Below are 19,881 nucleotides of genomic sequence, written 5' to 3'. Positions count from 1 at the left end.
CCATGGACGCGCCATCGGCCGATATTCAAATTCTGATCCAGACGGCTCTCGAACTCGTCGTTGCGGCAGGTCTTGGGGCAGCCCGCGCGATGGGCATCATGCTGATCTTTCCCGTATTCACACGCTCGCAGATCAGTGGGCTGATCCGGGGCTGTTTGGCTGTTGGCTTCGCACTACCATGCCTGGCACACGTCAGCGGCGGATTGCCGGCGCTGGATTCTGATACACGCCTGATCCAGCTAACCCTGCTCGGATTCAAGGAAGTTTTTGTCGGTGTACTCCTTGGCACTTTTCTTGGCATTCCGCTTTGGGGCCTTCAGGCTGCCGGGGAGCTTATCGACAACCAACGCGGCATCAGCAGCCCGACCGCTTCGGCCGATCCCGCGACGAACAGTCAGGCTTCCGCGATGGGCGTTTTTCTGGGGATCACTGCGATTGCCATATTCGTCGGATCAGGAGGCCTGGAAACTTTGATCAGTGTCCTGTACCGCAGCTACTTGATCTGGCCGGTGTATCAGTTTCACCCGACACTGAGCGGGCCAGGAGCAATGGAGTTGTTGGGGCTTCTCGACCGCATAATGCGCACGGCATTATTGGTATCGGGGCCTGTCGTGTTCTTCCTGATACTGATTGATATATCGATGATGCTGCTGCGTCGCTTTGCCCCGCAATTTAAGGCGAGCCAACTGTCTCCGGCAATCAAGAACATTGTCTTTCCAGTTCTCATGGTCACCTACGCTGCCTATCTGGTGGAGAGCATGAAACTGGAGGTCACACAAGCCAACGGCGCGCTGGAGTGGTTCGACAAATTGCTGCCATGAGCGACACAAGTGAAGAGAAGACACACGCCGCCAGCCCGAAGAAGTTAAGTGAAGCGCGCAAAAAAGGACAGCTGCCACGTAGCTCCGATTTCGTCCGCGCGGTCGGGACTTGCGCTGGGCTCGGCTACCTTTGGCTAAGAGGCAGCGTGATCGAGGACAAATGCCGGGAAGCGCTCCTATTAGCCACCAAGTTGCAGAGCCTACCTTTCGATACCGCGGTGCCGCAGGCATTGGTTGTGCTCGTCCAACTCACCGTCGCGGCTGTTGGCCCGCTGCTTGGAACCCTCGTCGCCGCGGTGATTTTGGCCAGCCTGCTAGCCAATGGTGGATTTGTCTTCTCTCTGGAGCCGATGAAGCTCAGCTTTAAGAAAATTGACCCCTTTGAAGGGCTGAAGCGCTTGGGGTCTGCTCGTTCCATGGTCGAAGTCTGCAAGACCATGTTCAAGGTATTGGTTCTCAGCGCAACCTTTTCCATTGTCCTTCTCGGGATGTGGAAGACAATGGTCCCTCTGCCGATCTGCGGCATGGGCTGTGTTGGCCTCATCTTTATGGAGACAAAATTGCTGATGGGAATTGGCGCCGGCGCACTGCTGGTCGGCGGACTGATCGATCTCCTGCTCCAGCGCGCGTTGTATCTGCGCGAAATGCGCATGACCAATACCGAAGTGACGCGCGAGTCGAAGGATCAGCAAGGAGCGCCAGAGTTGAAAGGTGAACAGCGTCGCATCCGCGAGGAGGCGGCCGACGAGCCTGCGCTTGGCGTGCATCGCGCCACGCTGGTCTTAACAGGAAGGGCGGTCCTGATCGGTCTGCGTTACGTTCGCGGTGAAACCGGGGTGCCGTTCTTAGTTTGCCGTGCCGAAGGTGAGCGCGTTTCACATGTGTTGAGTGAGGCGCGGGCACTACGCCTGACGATCGTCCATGACCATGTCTTAGCACGTCAGCTGATAAGCACTACAAAACTCGGCAACGCCGTTCCTATGCAATATTTCCAGCCTGTCGCGAAAGCACTCTTTGCCGCAGGCTTGGCCTAGTCATTGGAAGTCCACGACTGCCCAGTTCAAAACTGACCTGGCTCCATGCTAGCTAGTGGCAAATGTCGGCTGGCCATCCGTGCCCCAGTGTCTCTGTCAGGCCAACCGCGCAACCGCGGGCCTGGGGCAATCACTCCCCTCGGATCTGCCACCCAGCAACTACGGCAAGTCCTCCGGCATGACCTTGCAGCCTCTGCTGGCCGGTGCGTGGCGCAGTCCGAGGTTTTGAGGCCGGCAGTGCGGATTTGATTCGTGCAGCCGTTGGAATGCCCTCGTCAGCTAGTCGTCAACTAAGCGACCTATGTTGAACAGCCGTGCTAACTTGAGCTCGGTTGCGAAACATAGGAGTACGAATCGTCATGTATGGTCGAATTGGTGGCTCATCCGATAGTTACCGCGCGCATAATGCCGGCGAGCAATCGGATGCAGGAAGCGAAGGGTTCGCGGACACATTTGCCCGAATGCACTTATCCGGATCGGAAGGTAGCGGCGCCTCATCATCGGCGGCTCCCCAAGCATACTCCCTCAATTCCCGACCTCCTGTGGTGGAGATCAACAGGACTTCCTTCAGGAGACAGGTGAGGCAATTTCATGGTGATGAAATCACGCACATCGCCGACAATCCTCAAGAGTATTCGGAGTTCGTATCGTCACGAGCCAGGCGCACCGCGGACGTTGCTCAGCAATATGGCATCCGTCGAGATACGGAGCACGCGCGATATTTCAGTTACCAATTGGGAGACCGGAGTGCCGGACTGCTGAGAATGGAAGGCGGATTCAGCATGAACGAGTTCGAATCGGAAAGTTGGCGGGAACAATTTCCTGGTCGAACTGAGGTCACTTCCATAGTGGATCTTCAAGTCGCCCATCCGCTCGTCGAAAATGCGGGCGATATTCTGCTGGAGCATCAACTTCGGATAGACGGCGACCGACCGTTGCTGAATTGGCGTGCGGCTAATCCGGAAGCACAAGCGCGCGCGCAGACGATGGGGTTTGTTGAAGTGGATCATGGCGACCTGGTGCTTGACCCTACGCAGCATCCCGACAAATGGACGAAGAACAGTGCCGGTGAGTGGCAGCGTGCAGGCAAACCTCCACTCTATCTCCACAAAACCGAGGACAGCGACAGCAGCGATAGCGGGTCCGACGACGATTTCATGTGATTTGTCGACCCGCCGCCGAGCCTTGCAACTGGTGACGGTTGCAAGGCTGTTGGCAGTGAATGCTGATTGTCCGGCGATCAGCCCCGCCTTAGCGCCAGCGCCGCCGAGCAATCCAGCCCATCTCCCAGACAATAAACTGCGGATGCGCATCGTGGGTGCAGCGGGCGAGCGGATTGTATTCGGGCCGGAACTCCGCCTCTTGGATACGAGCTCTCCCGAATCCAATTTTCTCCACCACACCGTTGGGTCGTTGCGATGCGCCGATCCCGATCGGATCGGCTATGCCTGCTCCGCGCTCGCAGGAAGACCTTCCGCCTCGATCTTGGCGGCGCGATCTCGGCGATAAGTTGGATGGGAGGCAAGATACGCCGCCACGTCAACAGCAGGTAACGCGACATCGCAAATCGGCCCTGACGGTAGCCGATCGACTCCAATCGCCGGACCGCAACTCGCGCAGCGGCATTCGCGGTTTGGCCAGGAGAAATGCTCGCTGACTCACAGCGTGGCCGGCCGCATTCTGCCCTAGACCCCAAAGTACGTGCCCTGTCATGCAGCCTGCGCCGACGGGAGCTCGGCACGCGAATGGCGTGGTTGGCGGCCAAGCCCCGAGGTCAACAAGGACTTACAGAAAGCGGGGGTGAGTTTGCCGCGATGAATTATGACCTTCTCGCGACCGGACCTAGCATCGGCTTCCTCTCGCTCTCGATTGTAGCCGCGCTGTTCGTTGGATTTAACGTGGCAAGCGGTGAATTCGGAATCAGCCAGCCCTTCCAAGTTTCTGGCCATGACGGGGCGACTCGTGTGGATGTGCACCCACATCGGGCTCGGCATCCCACCATTGACCAGCATCTTGGGCTGCAGCTTCATCTCAAACAGCTTTCCTGGCTCGCCACGCAGCGCGACCGGTGCCTCCGGCGGCATCAATTCGTCGGCATTGCACAAATGTTCCAGGTATTTTTGCGCCGGAAATGCGTAGGCCTTCATGCAATCAGTCGTAATGCCGGCTTTTCCTTCATTCAGTGCGTTGGCCTGTCCCAGCACCATGTTCAGCAACCCTTTGAGCTGGTCTGTGCGTTCGTGCACTTTGGGTAGCTGGGTGGAGGTGAGTAGCAGGCGTACATTACGCCCCTGCAACCCGGCGAGACAGGTTTGCATCTCAATGGCCTGGGCTCGCAGGTACTGGGCCACATCGTCCACGACCTTACCGGCCTCCTCAGGCTTCATCTGGCGCACTTGGGAGACGACGCTTTGCTGACCGGCCAGATCGAACTGCAAAAGTTCGTCCAATCGTTTGAGCCGCTCCGTCAATACCTCCATTGACAACGCGGCGCCCCCGATTGTCGAGCCTGCCCCCGACGAACTCGCAGCCACCTCTTGCGCTCTCACCTGTGTACTCGCAACTTGATCCGAGCGCGCGAGAACCTTGGCTGCTGGCACTGTGCCGGCGTTCGCAGCGACTGGTGTTGATGGCTGCCCGGCGGCAGAAGTCCCGGCGCGAGCTGCCGACTTATGCTTTGACTTCCCTTTCCTTCGCGCTGTAGTGCCTTCTGACACTGCAGCCGTACCAGCAGTGTCAGCCGGTATCGCAGCGCCTGCCCTGGCCGGCATCGCAGCGCCCGCCTGGGCCTGTGGCGCCATGATGGCTGACGGCGGAGACTGCAGGTTCAACAAGTGCATGGCATCGTGCGCAGTGATCCATGCATCGTCCACGATCCGTTCGAACAGTTTCAATGGGAGGCCGGCATCTGGGTAGGTATGGCTTAGCTTGGTATGCACCTCGTGCAACGCCAATCCAAAATCCGAAAGCCGCTCCATGATCTTTTCTACAACCGCGCAATCATGAGCGTTGAGTGCTTTGCCATCATCCATTATGCCCTTCGCCAAAGAGAGGGCGCGAAGAGCTTCTTGAACGGCGCTTGCCATCAGCTGCACCACTCCATTTCGACCGACGAGGAGTTCCTTCAAATCTGGCTCGAACCTGCTCGCCCGCAGTTCAATCTTGGCCCGCGCAAGACCGATCCGCTCACGGACCAGCCAGATCCTGACACTCAGTACCGAGCCGGCACGCAGCCGCAGTGCGCACCGCTCGGCTTCCCGCATCACGGGCGTTCCACTGGATAGGCTAGCGGTGGCAGCGCAGGCGGATCGCTGCCGTTCGGAGCGCCATGCCTTTTTTTCCCACCACTTAATTGCCGCCGTATGGTGGTTCTCCACATTTAAAATCAACAGCTCCTGCCGGTCCGCCTGGGAGTAGGAGTAGAGTTTATCGACCATACCTGCCGCTTTCTTGGTCTTTTTGTCCAATTTCGTGATCGTCGACAGGCCAAGTTTGTCTACTTCATTCGCGGCGTCGCACACGATCTGGCAACATCTACGCACCTTGTCGTCTGGCATAATTGTCTGCGCCTCAGCCGCAGGCAGGCTAGCGCGGTACTCCAGAATTGCTGAGGCTGCATCGACGACCCGACTGATCAGCTCCACCGCCTCCTCGGGGACGTCGGTTTTCCTGGCCGCAGCCTCGCAATCAGTCAGTTGTTGAACAAGACTGTTCATTCTGAGCTGTGTCGGACTGATATCTTCATTTGACGATGAGCTGGTGCCTTCCACCTGCGCGGTTGATAGTTGGCTACCGACCGGCGCCATGGCTTCGCCCTCAGACATGGAGGGAGAACCGCGCCGCCTTGCGGCTGCGCCACGTGGCGCTACGGTTCCGCGTGGTGGCGCAGCGGCTCCACGTGGCGGTGCGTTCAGGATTTGATCTTCGCCAATCGAGGCGCCTGGCAGACTTTCGCGGGCATCGCCTGGACCGCGCGCAACTGGAAGGGAGGAGGGCCTCCTATCGGCGTCCCCAGAGCGCATCTGCTCCACAACGGAATCGAATGACTGTCCACCTTCTCCCGCAGCAAGACTTGATTGCGAAAGGGAACTGCTCGCCCGCCCCGCGCGGCTGGCTCCAGTTTCAGCCTGCGATTTCCGTGGTCGGCCAATGCCCTTCATATTGCGTCTCCGTAGTAGGCGAGAATGTGCTGCTATTGTGCTGGCGGCTGACGAGACCAGCGGCATCTTTCGGTTAACGTCACGGTCAGCCAGACCCGCGACGGCGTAATGTTCCCGCCAAAGTGCTTCTCAGTAGCAGGCCAAGATTGGCCCGAGCTCACAGGACTTTCGCATATCGATGTCCTGAGATTATCAGCGCTTCAGTCCGCCGATTTCCAGGAACAGCGAATGAAATCAGACCAACTCGGCTAGCTCCCCTTCCTAGACACGTGCCTGACGATTTTATTGAGGCGTCACTCCTCTCGTTCGCCACCGACAAAGTCACACATTTGCTTCAGAGAAGCGTGTGCGTTGCGTATCGCGCGGGAAACCATTTCGATCTATAGTTACAAAAAGTGTCGAGACGGGACCTTTGGATCCGAAGGTCAGGCACGGCCGGCCTAGATAGACCGCTTGGCTGACGATTAGCTGACGATGGGAGTTCTCACGAACAGGGCAAGAAAATCCGACCGCTTCAAGCTTTCGATATGGTGAGAAGAGGATCCGCACCGGCCTCCCAAAGCCGGCAGACCATCCCATGTTCGTACGGTCGCCGACCTTCTCGAAGCCAATGAGCTCACCGCGCCGGGCCGTGATGTGCAGGCGAGAGAATGGTGATGCAAAGACCGAGTTCCTGCTCGTTGCGTGCGCCCGTGGAGCCAGCAAGAATACGGTCATTGCGGTCATGCAGCACGTGGACCGTGTCTCCTGTTCGACACCACAGCATCGAGGATGCAAACGAGCTGCTGCGGCTGCCATTCGGTCGCGGCATGCGTGGACGGCGGGATTGGCCGAACAGCCGAGATCGTGGTCGACTGTTCGATGCGAGAGCAACATCCTGCAGAGCATACGTTTTTGCGCTGGCCGGTTTTTGTCAAAAGCCGTCAGGTTCTCGAAAGCTCCCGCCCTTAGCTTGATCGAGGTTAACCTTTAACACGTCGCCGCCAATGGCAAATGCCGGAGTACCTGATGATAGCAGCAATTGGGAGTGGAGTTGGCAACCTCGGGACTTCCTTGATCCGAAAGGGCCATGGGGATTCGAAATCCGAGCATTCTGGTGATGGCAAGCCGGCTGGTGGCAATGATGGCAAGCCAGCTGGTGGGAATGATGGCAAGCCAGCTGGCGGGAACGATCGGGCGGATAACCGGACCGTTTCAAATGATCAACTTCAAGACAACTCACAGTCTGCAGCACAAAGTGAAGCCTTCCAAAGTATCCTGCGATCGTTCGCGTTCCAATTCGCGAACGATGCGATGGCTGAGGCCGATGAAGCTTTGGATGACACAGAAGATGCCTGACGCGGGAAAATCCGGCGTGAGGTCATACAGGCCGTTATTGACGGCACAACTCCAACAGAAAAAGGAATGATCATGGCTGCAGTTGATAATAATAAAAAATCAGGCAATACCAACACCAATAGCACTGGCAACACCGATAAAACTACCGGTAGCACTCCCGGCAATACAAGCGGAGCTGATGCTACTGCTTTTCAGGCGCAAGTGCAAGAACTAACCAATGTTAGCTTGGAGGCGACGAAAAGGAGTGTCCAGTTGCGCACTCTAACGACCAATCTCCAGACCATCAAGAAGGCCGCCGACGAACGCGTTTCGTAATGTCGGAAGCGGCTTTTAGACTGCCCCTAGCGCGTCTCCTTATTGACGCGACGTAGTCCCGAAATGAGCCGCATGGCAATTGCCGTGCGGCTTCTATCCTGTTTGAGAGATGCTCTGTGGATGACGCGGTTTCCCTCCGTTTCGAAGTGCTTTCGGGGCTCTATTGCGGACTGACCGGCAAGACGGATCTTCAAACGTGTTTAATCGGCAGCGGCTTCGATGCCGATTTGGTCTTTGTCGAGCAAGGACTGGCACCGCATCATCTTCGTGTAACTCTTCTTGGCAAGTCGATCGAACTCGAGGCGCTTGCACCCGGACTCAGTATCGAGGGCAACCGGAATATCGCCGCAGGCCAGTCCGTTGTTGTGCCCCTTCCTGCCGTCCTGCTCGTAGGCGAGATGTCCATTGCTTGGTCCGTGCAGGATGCAGAGCCGCCTGGTTCGACCGGCATACCGCGCCTACCGATCGGTGTGCTCGCCATGGTCATAATCAGCTCACTCGGGATCGGCGCGCTTTCGGGCATGTTCTCCTATCTTGGCAATGCAAGTGGATCGAGCCCCAATTCACTTCGGGCTGAAGTCGCGTCCAGAACGATCAGTCACCGCGCTGACAATGAACTTACGGGGGCAGCGGCCAAAGAGCTGCAGGAGGAAGTCGATCGAGCGGGTCTTCTCGACGTCAAGATTGGCTCCGCAAAGGGTGTTGTGACCGCCGAGGGCACCGTCACGTCTGAATCGGTCATCAGCTGGCAGAAGCTTCAGCAATCGTTCGATCGTCGCACCAAGGGTACTCTAACACTGGTGAACGGAGTGCTCATCAAAGAGGAGAAGGCGCCATCCGCAATCGCGGTCGAAGCTGTGTGGCATGGGGCCCAACCGTATCTTGTCATCGACAGCGAGAAGTATTTTGTCGGGGCCATTTTGGCTGATGGATGGGTAGTCGATCGTATTGAGGACAGCCGTGTGCTGCTGAGCAGGAATGGCCGCATTGCTGCTCTCCCATATTGAAAGCTCGCAGGCCCCATCAAGCAGCACTCTATGGCCAGCCAAACATCCTGTCGCGCTCGGTGCTGACAAGCTGGCTGCGTTGGAAACATTTGCTGCCCAGCCATTTCGCGCCTGTTTGTGGCTCTCATGCAGGGTCACGCGCTGGCCAAGGCCGAGGCGCCTTCGGAGTTCGAAAGCTACGTTTCAGGGCGTAACAGCAGAGTAAGTCTCAACCGATTGCAAAGGTGTCTCGATGGCCAACGTCCTGCGTGACTTCATCAAGCGTGCGCCGGCCAGCCCGGATTTAATGGTTGCGTTGATGCTGCTTCTGGCTGTCGCGATGATGGTCATGCCTATCCCGGTCGTGGTGGTCGACGCACTGATAGGATTCAATATGGGGTTGGCCATACTGCTGATGATGGTTGCCCTGTATGTCAGTACTCCACTTGATTTTTCCTCTTTGCCCGGCGTTATTTTGATTTCCACTGTATTCCGTCTCGCGCTGACGGTCGCAACGACGCGACTGATCCTGGCCGAGGGGGAGGCCGGCAGCATTATTCATACCTTTGGCGATTTCGTCATCTCAGGCAATATCGTGGTGGGTTTCGTCATATTTCTGGTCGTCACCATGGTGCAATTCATGGTCCTCGCGAAGGGTGCCGAACGGGTGGCAGAAGTGGCGGCGCGTTTCACGCTGGATGCTCTGCCGGGCAAGCAAATGGCGGTCGACGCAGAGCTACGCAACGGCCACATCGATGCCAACGAATCCCGCCGGCGGCGCGCCGAATTGGAGAAGGAAAGCCAACTATATGGCGCGATGGACGGCGCGATGAAATTTGTGAAGGGCGATTCCATCGCCGGGCTGGTGGTTATCTGCATCAACATGCTGGGTGGAATTTCGATCGGTCTGCTCTCCAAGGGCATGTCCTTCGGCGAGGTGCTGCATCACTATACTCTGCTGACGATAGGCGATGCATTGATATCGCAGATTCCGGCCCTTCTGCTCTCCATTACTGCGGCGACCATCGTCACCCGTGTGACTGGGACGGCGAGGATCAACCTCGGTACCGAAATGGTCAGTCAGCTCACGGCCAGTACTCGAGCCTTGCGGCTGGCGGCCGGCGTCCTGGTCGTGATGGGGTTCGTTCCTGGGTTTCCCCTCCCCGTCTTTCTGATGCTGGCCGCAGTGTTCGCTGCGGTAAGCATTGTCAAGGCTGATGTGCTGGGCGCCGGCACTGCCGATGCGAAAGATGGAACTGCAGCGGAGCCTAAGCAAGCCGCGCCTGCGAAGGAATTCCCGATCGCATTTTTTTTAGCGCCAAATCTTATGCAGGCGATCGATCAAGCCGAATTGCAAAAACATATTGGGCGCGTTTCGCTCCTGGTCACAGCCGATCTGGGCATTATCGTTCCCCGCATCCCTGTCTTGGTTGACGAGCAGCTGCCTACATCGCAATTCCGGATAGATGTCGAGGGCGTGCCAGTCGAACAGGACGCGATAGATCCAAGCCAGATGACGCTCCGAGCCGATGTAGCGCACGTCGACTCGAGCGGTATCCCCCTTAGGCGTGAGCCGAAAACGGACAGACTCCCGGTCGAACATACCCCTGCACAGGCCCTTACGGGCGCCGGCACGGAGCATTGGGCTCCCGGCGAACTCCTCGCCTTGCGCGTCCATGCAACGTTGACCCGCTACGCACCGCGATTGGTGGGCATCCAAGAGACCCGACATTTCCTGGGCCGAATGGAGCAGGAATATTCTGAGCTTGTGAAAGAGGTGCTGCGCACGACGCCGATTCCTCGGATTGCCGATGTTCTGCGCCGCCTCCTGGAGGAAGGTATCCCAATCCGCCACACCCGTCTCGTCTTGGAGGCATTGGCCGAATGGAGCGAGCGTGAGCAAAACGTTGCCCTGCTGACGGAATATGTCCGTTCTGGTTTGAAGCGACAGATCTGCCACCGCTATGCCAACACCGAGGGCATCGTGTCCGCCCTGGTCGTCGAACGCGAGAGCGAGGATGTGATGCGTGGCGCGGTTCGAGATTCGGATGCAGGCCCCTATCTCGCACTGGAGGATCGGCAAAGCGAAGCGATGCTATCACAGATACGTCAGGTCCTTTCGAACACAGAACCGGGTCAAACCCGCCCTATTCTGTTGACGTCAATGGATGTCCGACGTTTCGTCCGCGGCTTTCTGACGCGAAACGGGATCGATCTCGCCGTGCTGTCTTATCAAGACCTCGCCTCCGACTTTACAATTCGCCCGGCAGGATCCGTCAAACTCCCGCACGGATCGAACAGCGGATTGTTAGAGTAGTTCCACCTTTCCTAACTGAACGCGACCCGCCTCCCTGATAACCGAGAGATAATATGAAATTTGTTAGAAATACAGTTTCTCCATCGCCTATGTTTCTGCGCCGGAGCTCACTTCTTTTTGCCGTACTCGCCATTCTGCCTTTGGGCGGTTGCGCCAGCTGGCAAAAGCCCGCTCTTTCCGTGCAGGAGACATCTTCCCCAGAGTTGCTCAGCGCCGATCAAATCGATCCGGCTATGCGCGAACGCATTTTGCGCGAAGTTGGTCAGGATGTTCAAGAGCGGGCTTTGCGGGATGAGGTGAAGCAGCACCCGGACAATGTTGATGCGGCGATACGGCTTACAAAAGCCTTGGTGGCCCAGAAGCGCCCGCACGAAGCGGTTGAGGTGCTCGACAGCGTCTTGGTTGCAGCCCCAGCAAACGTACGTGCATTGAATGCGAAGGGCGTGATCTTGGACATTGAGGGGCGGCATGACGCGGCACAGGCCCTGTATCGGCGAGCTCTCGAAACCGAGCCAGGGAATCAGATGGTGCAGCATAACTTCAATCTGTCGCTTGCCTTAACGGCAAGTCCGAACAGCCAAGGTTAGCACGATCGCAATAGGTGGGCACAGCGCATGTGCAGCCTATTCCCCGGCTCGAGACGCGCTCGGCTCCCATCATAGATGGCCTCTGAAGAGAGCCATATCTGCGCAAAGCTGTTGCTCCAGATCTGGCCGGCAGAGGTCGGCAGGAGAGCCGGATGACATCTCTCGGCCACCCGCAAGGCCATCCGCCTCGCTTCGTTGCCAGAGCGCCTTCGTGGTTGCCACGCGAGATACGCTCAGGATGGATTTGATTAATTCACGCGCGAATGCCTGCCTCTAACTTGGGGCAGGCGCGACCGCTCCCATAATGCAATACGCTGCCTCTAGGCCGATGGACGATGACGGGATACGTCCCCGAGACTTCAATGGTGGGGAGCAGCGCACCCGTCGATCCATTTGCTTTCAGCGGCAACCGCCACTATGTAGCGACACTTCGCCCGACTGTGTTTCAAGCTGCCCGGAGAAGTTTATGACAGAAGAAGCCCACAACACCGACATCCTCATCGAGCTCACTGCCGATGTTGTATCAGCCTACGTCTCCAACAACCCCGTCCCGGCGGGGGAGCTTCCTGCCCTGATCGCCCAAGTGCACGGGGCTCTAAAAGGCACGGCCGGACTAATACCGGCAGAAGAGCCTGTGCCTGTGAAAAAACCTGCTGTCCCGATCAAAAAGTCGATCGAACCGGACTACATCATTAGCCTTGAAGACGGCAAGAAATTCAAATCGCTAAAGCGCCATCTGTCGACGCACTATGGTCTGACCCCGGACGAATATCGCGCCAAATGGGGTCTGCCGTCGGATTATCCGATGGTGGCGCCGAATTACGCCGCTACGCGCTCCGCCTTGGCCAAGACCATAGGACTCGGCCGCAAACCGAAAGAGCCGGAAGCCCCGGTGCCGGCGCCGGCGAAACGGACCCGCAAAAAGGTCGCAGCCTAAATCCGTATCAACAGTCGTTCGGGACGCGCGGCAGCCGTAGGCCCAATCTGCGCGGAATCAAAAGGCGGGGACGAGCCCCGCCTTTCCCGTCCAAGAGCCTCATTCCAGAGGAATTCGCGACGGCTCCAGCAATCGCTGCCGCGGCATTACCTGGTTGCATGCTCCGGCCGGGTTTCGAGCCGGTCAATGCGTTCGGAGTATGCCGCATCCTTGCCGCACGCGTTAGCCAGCCTTGCTGAGGCTGCCTGCAGAGGACTTGCCGGTGCGGCGATCCTGTTCGACCTCGTAGTTTATCTTCTGGCCCTCATTAAGGGTCGACAGGCCCGCTCGTTCAACAGCGGAAATGTGGACAAAGACATCCTGACCGCCGTTGTCGGGCTGAATAAAACCAAAACCCTTGGTGCTGTTGAACCACTTCACCGTTCCAGTCGCCATATATCCATTCCTTTGTAACAAGTCGCAACTTAGGCAGGCCATTCACGCCAGCCTGATTTGTACACGAGACTTTAGGCGCAGCAAAATCGGAAAATTGCAAGGCCCACTCGACCGCCTGATCTCCAGCAGCACCTGCCACACACGCGAGGCGCGTGCCAGACGAGGCGTATGCCAGACGTTTCGTCGTGCGCTGTCGCTCAAACGTCGACAGAAACAATGACCCAACCCTGCAAACTCGGCACATCTTGTGGACGTGCTTGGGTCGCTGCTCGACCGCAATACCCGCTCCCGACCGATATCGTCGGCCAAAATGACGACGTTTTTGTCATCAGACCGAAAGATCAGGCGCGCAGCGACACTGCACACTCAAACCGAGACCCGCGAACCTCGATTAGCTTCGGCCTGCTACGAAGCGCGGTTGCCTGCTTCTGAGGCGGGCCATTGTCGGTTTGAATCAACTGTCGGGTTCGGAACCCCAGACTGTCGGCAAGTTGACAATGCGCGTTCAGACGGCACAAACCACCCGATCGATTGTGAGCGAGATGGTTTGGCAGATTGAGCAAGGGCGGGACTCAGCTATGCCGCCCAGGCTGCTGACAAGGCCAAAGCAGCGTAGGTGCGGAGTGAAATCCAAGGTCCACATGGGTCGTCGCGCGTCCCGTGCGCCTGGGAAGGCGCCGGCCCGGCCAAGCTTTTCCCAGATCGTCCGGATGACGCAAGCTTCGCTGAGCGTCAATGAACGTTCGGGCGATGACCAAAGGCGTCGTGCGTTGCAATCTGGACTGTCCAGGATATCAGGAGTTCCATGGCCTCAGCCCGCTTGGCTGGCCACACTTGAAGCTCCAACATACCGGCTGGCACAGGCCAATTGGACTCTGCGCTGCCCTCAATGCGCTGGTGGCACGGTCAATGCTTGTCTATCGATCCGGCCGCCCATGCGTGATGCTGTCGGTCGACGTTCGCAAACCAGACCCTCGGCGAACCCAGCGAAGGGGCTCGCCGGTACGACGAGGGACCTTACCTCTTTATGCGCGGCATCATTGTCGAGGATGACATGTTGCCTTACACGTCGTCCCCTCGCGCTCGGGGCTTTGAGGGGCGGATGAAGTCCTGATGGCGGTGGCACTGCTGCATGTTTGCGTAAGACCCATCAGTCACGATCGCGTTGTCCTTCGATGTCGCGGTGCTGATAGGCGGGCAGATCGGTGTGCGCGGCGCCCGCCAAAGGATCGTCGTCACGCCGGAGGAGGCGAGCGCCGTAGCCGGCGCGCCGGCGAAAGGCGCTTTCTGTCGGATGCCCGACAATGTCGGATATCGCAAGTATCAAGGTTGGATCAAACCTTGCAAATCGGGGCTTTCTTACTTGGCACGGCGCATGCTCAGGTATCCGCAAACACCCAATGGATAACGAGCAGACTTCCCATGGCCTCACCAAAATACTGCCGAACGTTCCCCGGACGCATCCAAAGATGAGGCCCGCGTCAGGCCCGGCAACACGCTGACGGCTCATCTGGCTCGGCGTCGCGTGCCGATCCACTTTCTCCCAATAGGCGTCGGGAGACATAGAGCCTTCAAAATGAGGAACAAATCACTTTGCCAGGAACCCAGCCCATAATCCCACTCTCCCTATCAGAACTACCAAGCAAGCCCCGCACTCACGGGCTTCGCAGGACGTCCGTTGCGACCGAGTTGGGCGGCGCGAGGACGGCTCCGATCCCCGTCGCATGGGAGGACGGCAAGGCGACGGATTTCGTGCTCGACAACGGCATGGAGGTGGTCGTCATTCCCAACCACCGGGCGCCGATCGTCACCCACATGGTGTGGTACAAGATCGGCAGCGCCGACGAGCCGCCGGGCAAATCCGGCATTGCCCATTTTTTCGAGCATCTGATGTTCAAGGCGACGACCAACCATGCGGCCGGCGAATTCGACCGCGCAGTGTTCGAGATCGGCGGCTCGCAAAATGCCTTCACCTCCTCCGACTACACCGCCTTCTATCAGACAGTGGCGCCGTCGGCGCTCGAGCTGATGATGAGCTTCGAGGCCGACCGAATGCGAAACCTCATCCTCACCGACGATGTCGTCAAGACCGAGCGCGACGTGGTCATCGAGGAGCGCCGCTCAAGCACCGACACCAACCCGCAGGACGTGCTCCATGAGGAGATCGACGCGACGCTGTGGCAGAACCAGCCCTATCGCATCCCGATCATCGGCTGGATGCAGGAGATCGAGCAGCTGAACCGCGTCGACGCCACCGCCTTCTATGAAAAATACTACTGGCCCAACAACTCCGTGCTGATCGTGGCCGGCGATGTCGAGCCGGAGACGGTGAAGGTGCTGGCCGAGAAGACCTATGGCAAGGTGGCGCGCGGGCCCGACCTGCCGCCGCGCATCCGGCCGGTTGAGCCCGAGCAGAACACCAGGCGCACCGTCACGCTCTCCGACGCCCGCGTCAGCGTGCCCAGTTTTTCGACGCAGTGGGTGGTGCCGTCTTACCATACCGCCAAGCCGGGCGAGGCCGAAGCGCTCGACCTGTCCGAAATCCTCGGCGGCGGTAACCGCAGCCGGCTCTACCAGGCGCTCGCTGTCCAGCAAGGTATCGCTTCCAGCGCCTGCGCCTATTTCCAGGGCACCATGCTCGACGACACCAGGTTCGCCATCTATGGCGCGCCGCGCGGCGATGCCAAGCTGGCCGATCTCGAAGCGGCGGCCGCTGCCGAAGTCGCTCGCATTGCCAAGGATGGTGTCAGCAGCGAGGAACTGGGCAAGGCCAAGGAGCGCTTTGTGCGCGATATGATCTTTGCCGAAGACGACCAGGACGACCTCGCCTGCATATACGGCTCGACGCTGGCCACCGGCGGCACCGTGAAAGATGTCGAGGAACGGCCGTCTCGCATCCGCAGGGTTACCGCCGCGCAAATCAAAGCAGTTGCCGCCCGCTATCTCGCGTTCGACCGTTCGACCACGGGCTATCTCTTGCCCAAGACGGAGAATGAAGAGATGACGCTCGGCGCTCAGCCCCATGCTGCGATGAACATCCAGGAGGTGAAGTCCGAAAAGGGCATGATCGCCTGGCTGGTGGAGGACCACACAGTGGAAATCGTCAACATCGGCTTTGCCGGCGGCATCACGCAGGACCCGGTCGGGAAGGAGGGGATGGCCAATCTGATGGCCGGCCTGTTCATCGAAGGCGCCGGTAATTACGACAGCGATGCCTTCCAGATGAAGCTCGACGATGCCGGCGCCGAGATGGGTTTGGAGGCGCAAAGACACTACATCTGCGGATCGGTGTGCATGCTTCCCAAACAGCAGGACGCCGCGTTCGGCCTGCTTCGGCTCGCACTCAACGCGCCGCGCTTCGACCAGGGGCCGATCGATCGCGTCCGCGACGAGATTGTCTCCGACATCGTCGGCAGCGAGCGCGACCCTGACGCAATCGCTCAGCGCAAATGGCTGCGCGCGATCTATGGCACGCATCCTTTTTCGAGGCCGGGAGAAGGCACAAAAGAGAGCCTGGCCGGCATCACGCCGTCCGACCTCCTCGCCTTCCACAAGGCGATTTTCGCTCGCGACGGGCTCCATATTGCCGTGGTCGGTGACATTGATGCAAACACGCTGAGGGAAAGGCTCGACCAGCTGTTTGGTGACTTGCCTGAGCAACAAACCCTCGCCCCCGTCGCCGATGTCGTACCGAAGCTCGGCCAACTGGTGGAGGAGAACTGCGACCTGCCGCAGACTTCGCTGCGATTGGCCTGGCCTGGCGTGAAGCGTAGCGCGCCGGATCACTTCGCCACCGTGCTGATGAATGACATCCTCGGCGGCTCGGGCATGACTTCCCGCCTTTTCGAGGAGGTGCGCGAAAAACGCGGCCTTGCCTATCACGTCAGCTCTGAACTGACCCTTGACAAGCTTCTGGTTACGACAGAGACACGCTCGGACTGCGCCGCCCAAACGCTGAGCATCGTGCGAGATGTGGTAAAGCAGATGGCGCAGCAAGGACCGACCGGGGCCGAGCTCAAGGCGGCGAAGAAGCACCTGATCGGCACCTATGCCATTGACCGTCTGGGCTCGACCAGTTCGATTGCAGACCGGCTCCTGGATTTGCAGATTCACAAGGCCGACGTCGACTACAACCAGCGTCGCGCCCGCAGCATCGGTCGGGTGACGCTCAAACAGGTCAAGGCGGCGGCCAAGAAGCTGCTTTCGGCCGAGCCCGCCATTTTGGTGGTCGGCCCGCCGCTGGGCGGCAAGGATGAGTAAAGAAACTCATCTCGCCTTCCTTCTTCCTTGGGGCTTCTCGTGGGAAGAGCGAATATGGAGGCCGGTGGGCCAAGCAGATCATGCAGACCCGCGGAGTCGTTTCGCGGGCCTTGCGCGGCATTGGCGGTCCAGGCGGGCCTCTCGCCGAAACGGCGCTCCTCAGCATGTATGCCGCCTTTTGCAGAATACACTCGCACGCCACCAGCAGGCAGCGGGTGGATGAAGCAAACATCCGGCTGCTCAATCCATCAACTGATGAACCGCGGGCACTCAAACTAACGGAACTGTTGTCGTATGTTTGGTCTACCAGCTGCTTTGCCGAGGCCCTAGGACGAACCCGCTGGTGCAGAATACACACCGACGGCCTGTCGACCTGGATGTTCGCTGCGTTGAGGAGGAATCCGGTATTGCCCCTGTGCCTGCCGATGATCCGCCGTCTGAAATCCCCGCACCTGTTTGGAGCCATCGACCGCCTGCCGGCACTCGGCAGACCGGTTGGCAATAAGACGTTCGAGGTCGTCAATCCGTCGACCGGCGAAGTTTTGGCAGAGCTTCCCGATATGGGCGTGGAGGAGACACGTGCTGCGGTAGACAAGGCCTATGTTGCGCAGTCGGGATGGGCCGCGTTGACTGCCCGAGAGCGTAGCGACGTTCTTTGGCGATGGCATCAGCTGATCATCGACCATGCAGGCGATCTCGCCGCGATTCTGACTGCGGAAATGGGCAAGCCGCTTGCCGAAGCCATGTCAGAGGTATCGCATGCGGCGGCGTATCTGCAATGGTATGCCGAGGAGGCCAATCGCGTCTATGGCGAGACGATCTCGGCACCCTCGACAGACCGCCGAATGCTAGTGATCAAGCAGCCCATCGGCGTTGTTGGCACGATCACGCCATGGAATTTCCCGGCCTCCATGGTGGCGCGCAAGATCTCGCCGGCCTTGGCTGCGGGCTGCACGATCGTGCTCAAGCCCGCTGAACAGACGCCGCTCGTGGCTGGCGCAATGTTCGCCCTTGCCCATCAGGCCGGCTTTCCCGATGGCGTGGTTAACCTGATCTATGCGTCCGAAGGTGATCGCGTCGGCCGTGAACTCTGCACCAATTCCAAGATCCGCAAGATCAGCTTCACCGGTTCGACCGAGGTCGGGCGGCTGCTGATGCGTCAGTGCTCTGACCAGATCAAGAAGGTTAGCCTTGAGCTCGGCGGCAACGCACCTTTCATCATCTTCGATGATGCCGACATCGACGCTGCTGTTGACGGTGCGATCCAGGCGAAGTTTCGCAATGCCGGCCAGACCTGCGTTTCGGCGAACCGCATTTACGTCCAATCGAGCGTTCACGATGAGTTCGTCGAGAAATTCGTGGAGAAAGTCCGGCACTTATCGGTTGGCGACGGATTCGATGCCGGAGTGGACATCGGACCGCTCATCGACAGGCATGCTCTGGCCAAGATAGAGTCTCACATCGCAGATGGCATTGCGAAAGGCGGCACAATACGATGCGGGGGCCAACGTATCGGCAAGAATGGCACGTTTTTCAAACCCACGGTCCTCACCGAGATTTCCAGCGTCATGGCAGTCGCGCAAGAGGAGACATTCGGGCCGCTGGCGCCGATCATTCGCTTCAACGATGCGGACCAGGTCGTGCGCGAAGCCAATGACACGATCTACGGCCTTGCCGCATACTTCTATGCGTCCAACATGAAGCGGGTCTGGCGTGTGGCAGAGGCTCTGGAATATGGCATGGTTGGCATAAACACGGGACGCATGTCCTCGGAGGCGGCACCGTTTGGCGGCATGAAGCAATCCGGCATCGGGCGGGAGGGTTCCCGCCATGGCCTCGAGGACTATCTGGAAATGAAATATCTCTGCATGGGCGGGATTTGAAACCTGCTGCACTGTCTCTCCGCCCACCGGCCGCCCACCGGGGGCGGCCTGCGGTCAATGCCGCCACCTAATTTGAAGTTCCAAACGCCGTTGACCTGAAACACGGATGCCCGGCAGGAGACTGAGCTCGCTGCCGGGCCGGACATGCCTTGGGAGGGCATAAGTCAGCGCTCCTAGGGCCGATGGGGCCACTCAGTTCGTGCGCCTTTTGCCGATTGCGTTGCATGTGCCGTGCCAAGCCAAAAAGCATTGATAAACCGCCGATGGATCAGCTTTTGCCCTGTTGCGCACTCTACATTGTGGGATATGCGACAATGCCCAAGCGGTTGGATCGTCGTGTTGCAGACCCCCAGACGGGTCATGATTGCTATTCTTAGGACAGTGCGCAGCAAGCGCTACCCGCTGTACTACAGGCACACCATTTCCATAATCAAGCGGTGAGTGCGATGTCTGACCGAGCTGTCGGTCCAGGGGACAGTGTTAAGTTCTAAATCCCTCCATACAGTTGCACCTTCAACGATCGCCGGTCCAACAGGTCTGCATGTCCGGACTCAAAGGATCTTGGCTGCTATGGCGACATTGCGGTGCACGCCGCTTTCCGACCACTGATGTGGGTCCAGTTCGAGGCCGGCCCTAATGAACCACCGCCTTGGCACCCTCGCCGATCTCGATCGTGCCCACTGGCGTGGTGTAGGTAACGGCATTGGTCGCCGTGCTCTCCGGCAAGGGCCGGACTGATCAGCGCGCCACTGCCGGCAGGCTGATGAGCGGATCATCGCTCATCTGGCTGATGGTCTCAAGGGTCATG

13 protein-coding genes and 1 pseudogene are annotated in these 19,881 nt (G+C 58.8%); 12 read left to right on the top strand and 2 right to left on the bottom strand.

Translation table 11 applies throughout. The features are described from left to right. Positions 1 to 2 precede the first annotated feature (2 nt). The 3 genes from sctT (at position 3) to EOA49_RS09265 (ending at position 3,018) form a co-directional block, all read left to right on the top strand. On the top strand, positions 3 to 821 hold the full coding sequence (gene sctT / locus EOA49_RS09275; protein ID WP_091595845.1) for a type III secretion system export apparatus subunit SctT: 819 nt from the start codon (positions 3 to 5) through the stop codon (positions 819 to 821). Continuing rightward, complete coding sequence (locus tag EOA49_RS09270; protein WP_095521255.1) at positions 818 to 1,855, top strand: EscU/YscU/HrcU family type III secretion system export apparatus switch protein; 1,038 nt, start codon at positions 818 to 820, stop codon at positions 1,853 to 1,855. Before sctT ends, EOA49_RS09270 begins: the two co-directional genes overlap by 4 nt. Positions 1,856 to 2,214: 359 nt before the next feature. Beyond that, positions 2,215 to 3,018 (top strand): hypothetical protein, encoded by an 804-nt coding sequence (locus tag EOA49_RS09265; protein WP_024505378.1) that lies wholly within the window; start codon positions 2,215 to 2,217, stop codon positions 3,016 to 3,018. Positions 3,019 to 3,564: 546 nt separating this feature from the next. On the opposite strand, the gene EOA49_RS09260 is transcribed toward EOA49_RS09265, so the two are convergent. Continuing rightward, entirely contained in the window at positions 3,565 to 5,679 is a 2,115-nt protein-coding gene (locus tag EOA49_RS09260; RefSeq protein ID WP_236370640.1) for a hypothetical protein, read from the bottom strand. A gap of 1,344 nt (positions 5,680 to 7,023) precedes the next feature. Here EOA49_RS09260 and EOA49_RS32580 point away from each other — a divergent pair. From EOA49_RS32580 to EOA49_RS09230, 6 genes are all read left to right on the top strand, one after another. Then, positions 7,024 to 7,353, top strand: a complete 330-nt coding sequence (locus tag EOA49_RS32580) for a hypothetical protein (RefSeq protein ID WP_091595908.1) — start codon at positions 7,024 to 7,026, stop codon at positions 7,351 to 7,353. Between the two features lie 72 nt (positions 7,354 to 7,425). After that, entirely contained in the window at positions 7,426 to 7,668 is a 243-nt protein-coding gene (locus EOA49_RS33385; protein WP_236370642.1) for a nodulation protein NopA, read from the top strand. A 116-nt stretch (positions 7,669 to 7,784) separates the two neighbouring features. Beyond that, positions 7,785 to 8,675 (top strand): EscD/YscD/HrpQ family type III secretion system periplasmic domain-containing protein, encoded by an 891-nt coding sequence (locus EOA49_RS09245; RefSeq protein WP_029354836.1) that lies wholly within the window; start codon positions 7,785 to 7,787, stop codon positions 8,673 to 8,675. Between the two features lie 232 nt (positions 8,676 to 8,907). Next, positions 8,908 to 10,971, top strand: a complete 2,064-nt coding sequence (sctV, locus tag EOA49_RS09240) for a type III secretion system export apparatus subunit SctV (protein WP_127240995.1) — start codon at positions 8,908 to 8,910, stop codon at positions 10,969 to 10,971. A 53-nt stretch (positions 10,972 to 11,024) separates the two neighbouring features. Continuing rightward, complete coding sequence (locus tag EOA49_RS09235; protein ID WP_101918715.1) at positions 11,025 to 11,558, top strand: tetratricopeptide repeat protein; 534 nt, start codon at positions 11,025 to 11,027, stop codon at positions 11,556 to 11,558. A gap of 466 nt (positions 11,559 to 12,024) precedes the next feature. Continuing rightward, the gene (locus EOA49_RS09230; RefSeq protein ID WP_029354830.1) at positions 12,025 to 12,495 is read left to right on the top strand and encodes a MucR family transcriptional regulator; all 471 of its coding nucleotides are present in this window, start codon (positions 12,025 to 12,027) and stop codon (positions 12,493 to 12,495) included. A gap of 222 nt (positions 12,496 to 12,717) precedes the next feature. Here the strand turns inward: EOA49_RS09230 and EOA49_RS09225 are convergent, their stop codons facing one another. Next, positions 12,718 to 12,930, bottom strand: coding sequence for a cold-shock protein (locus EOA49_RS09225; protein ID WP_008874821.1), 213 nt, complete (start codon positions 12,928 to 12,930; stop codon positions 12,718 to 12,720). Between the two features lie 1,689 nt (positions 12,931 to 14,619). On the opposite strand from EOA49_RS09225, the pseudogene EOA49_RS09220 reads away from it, so the two are divergent. From EOA49_RS09220 to EOA49_RS09210, 3 genes and pseudogenes are all read left to right on the top strand, one after another. Then, positions 14,620 to 15,921: pseudogene (locus EOA49_RS09220) on the top strand (pitrilysin family protein); the annotation flags it as partial. A 9-nt stretch (positions 15,922 to 15,930) separates the two neighbouring features. Continuing rightward, entirely contained in the window at positions 15,931 to 17,190 is a 1,260-nt protein-coding gene (locus EOA49_RS09215) for a pitrilysin family protein (protein ID WP_348626865.1), read from the top strand. Positions 17,191 to 17,597: 407 nt separating this feature from the next. Continuing rightward, positions 17,598 to 19,073 (top strand): NAD-dependent succinate-semialdehyde dehydrogenase, encoded by a 1,476-nt coding sequence (locus tag EOA49_RS09210; protein WP_127240997.1) that lies wholly within the window; start codon positions 17,598 to 17,600, stop codon positions 19,071 to 19,073. The last annotated feature ends 808 nt before the right edge of the window (positions 19,074 to 19,881 follow it).

Source organism: Mesorhizobium sp. M1A.F.Ca.IN.020.04.1.1, from assembly GCF_003997315.1.
Taxonomy (GTDB): Bacteria; Pseudomonadota; Alphaproteobacteria; order Rhizobiales; family Rhizobiaceae; genus Mesorhizobium.
The sequence above is the reverse complement of the archived record's forward strand: the minus strand, read 5'-3'. Positions and strand labels throughout refer to the sequence as shown.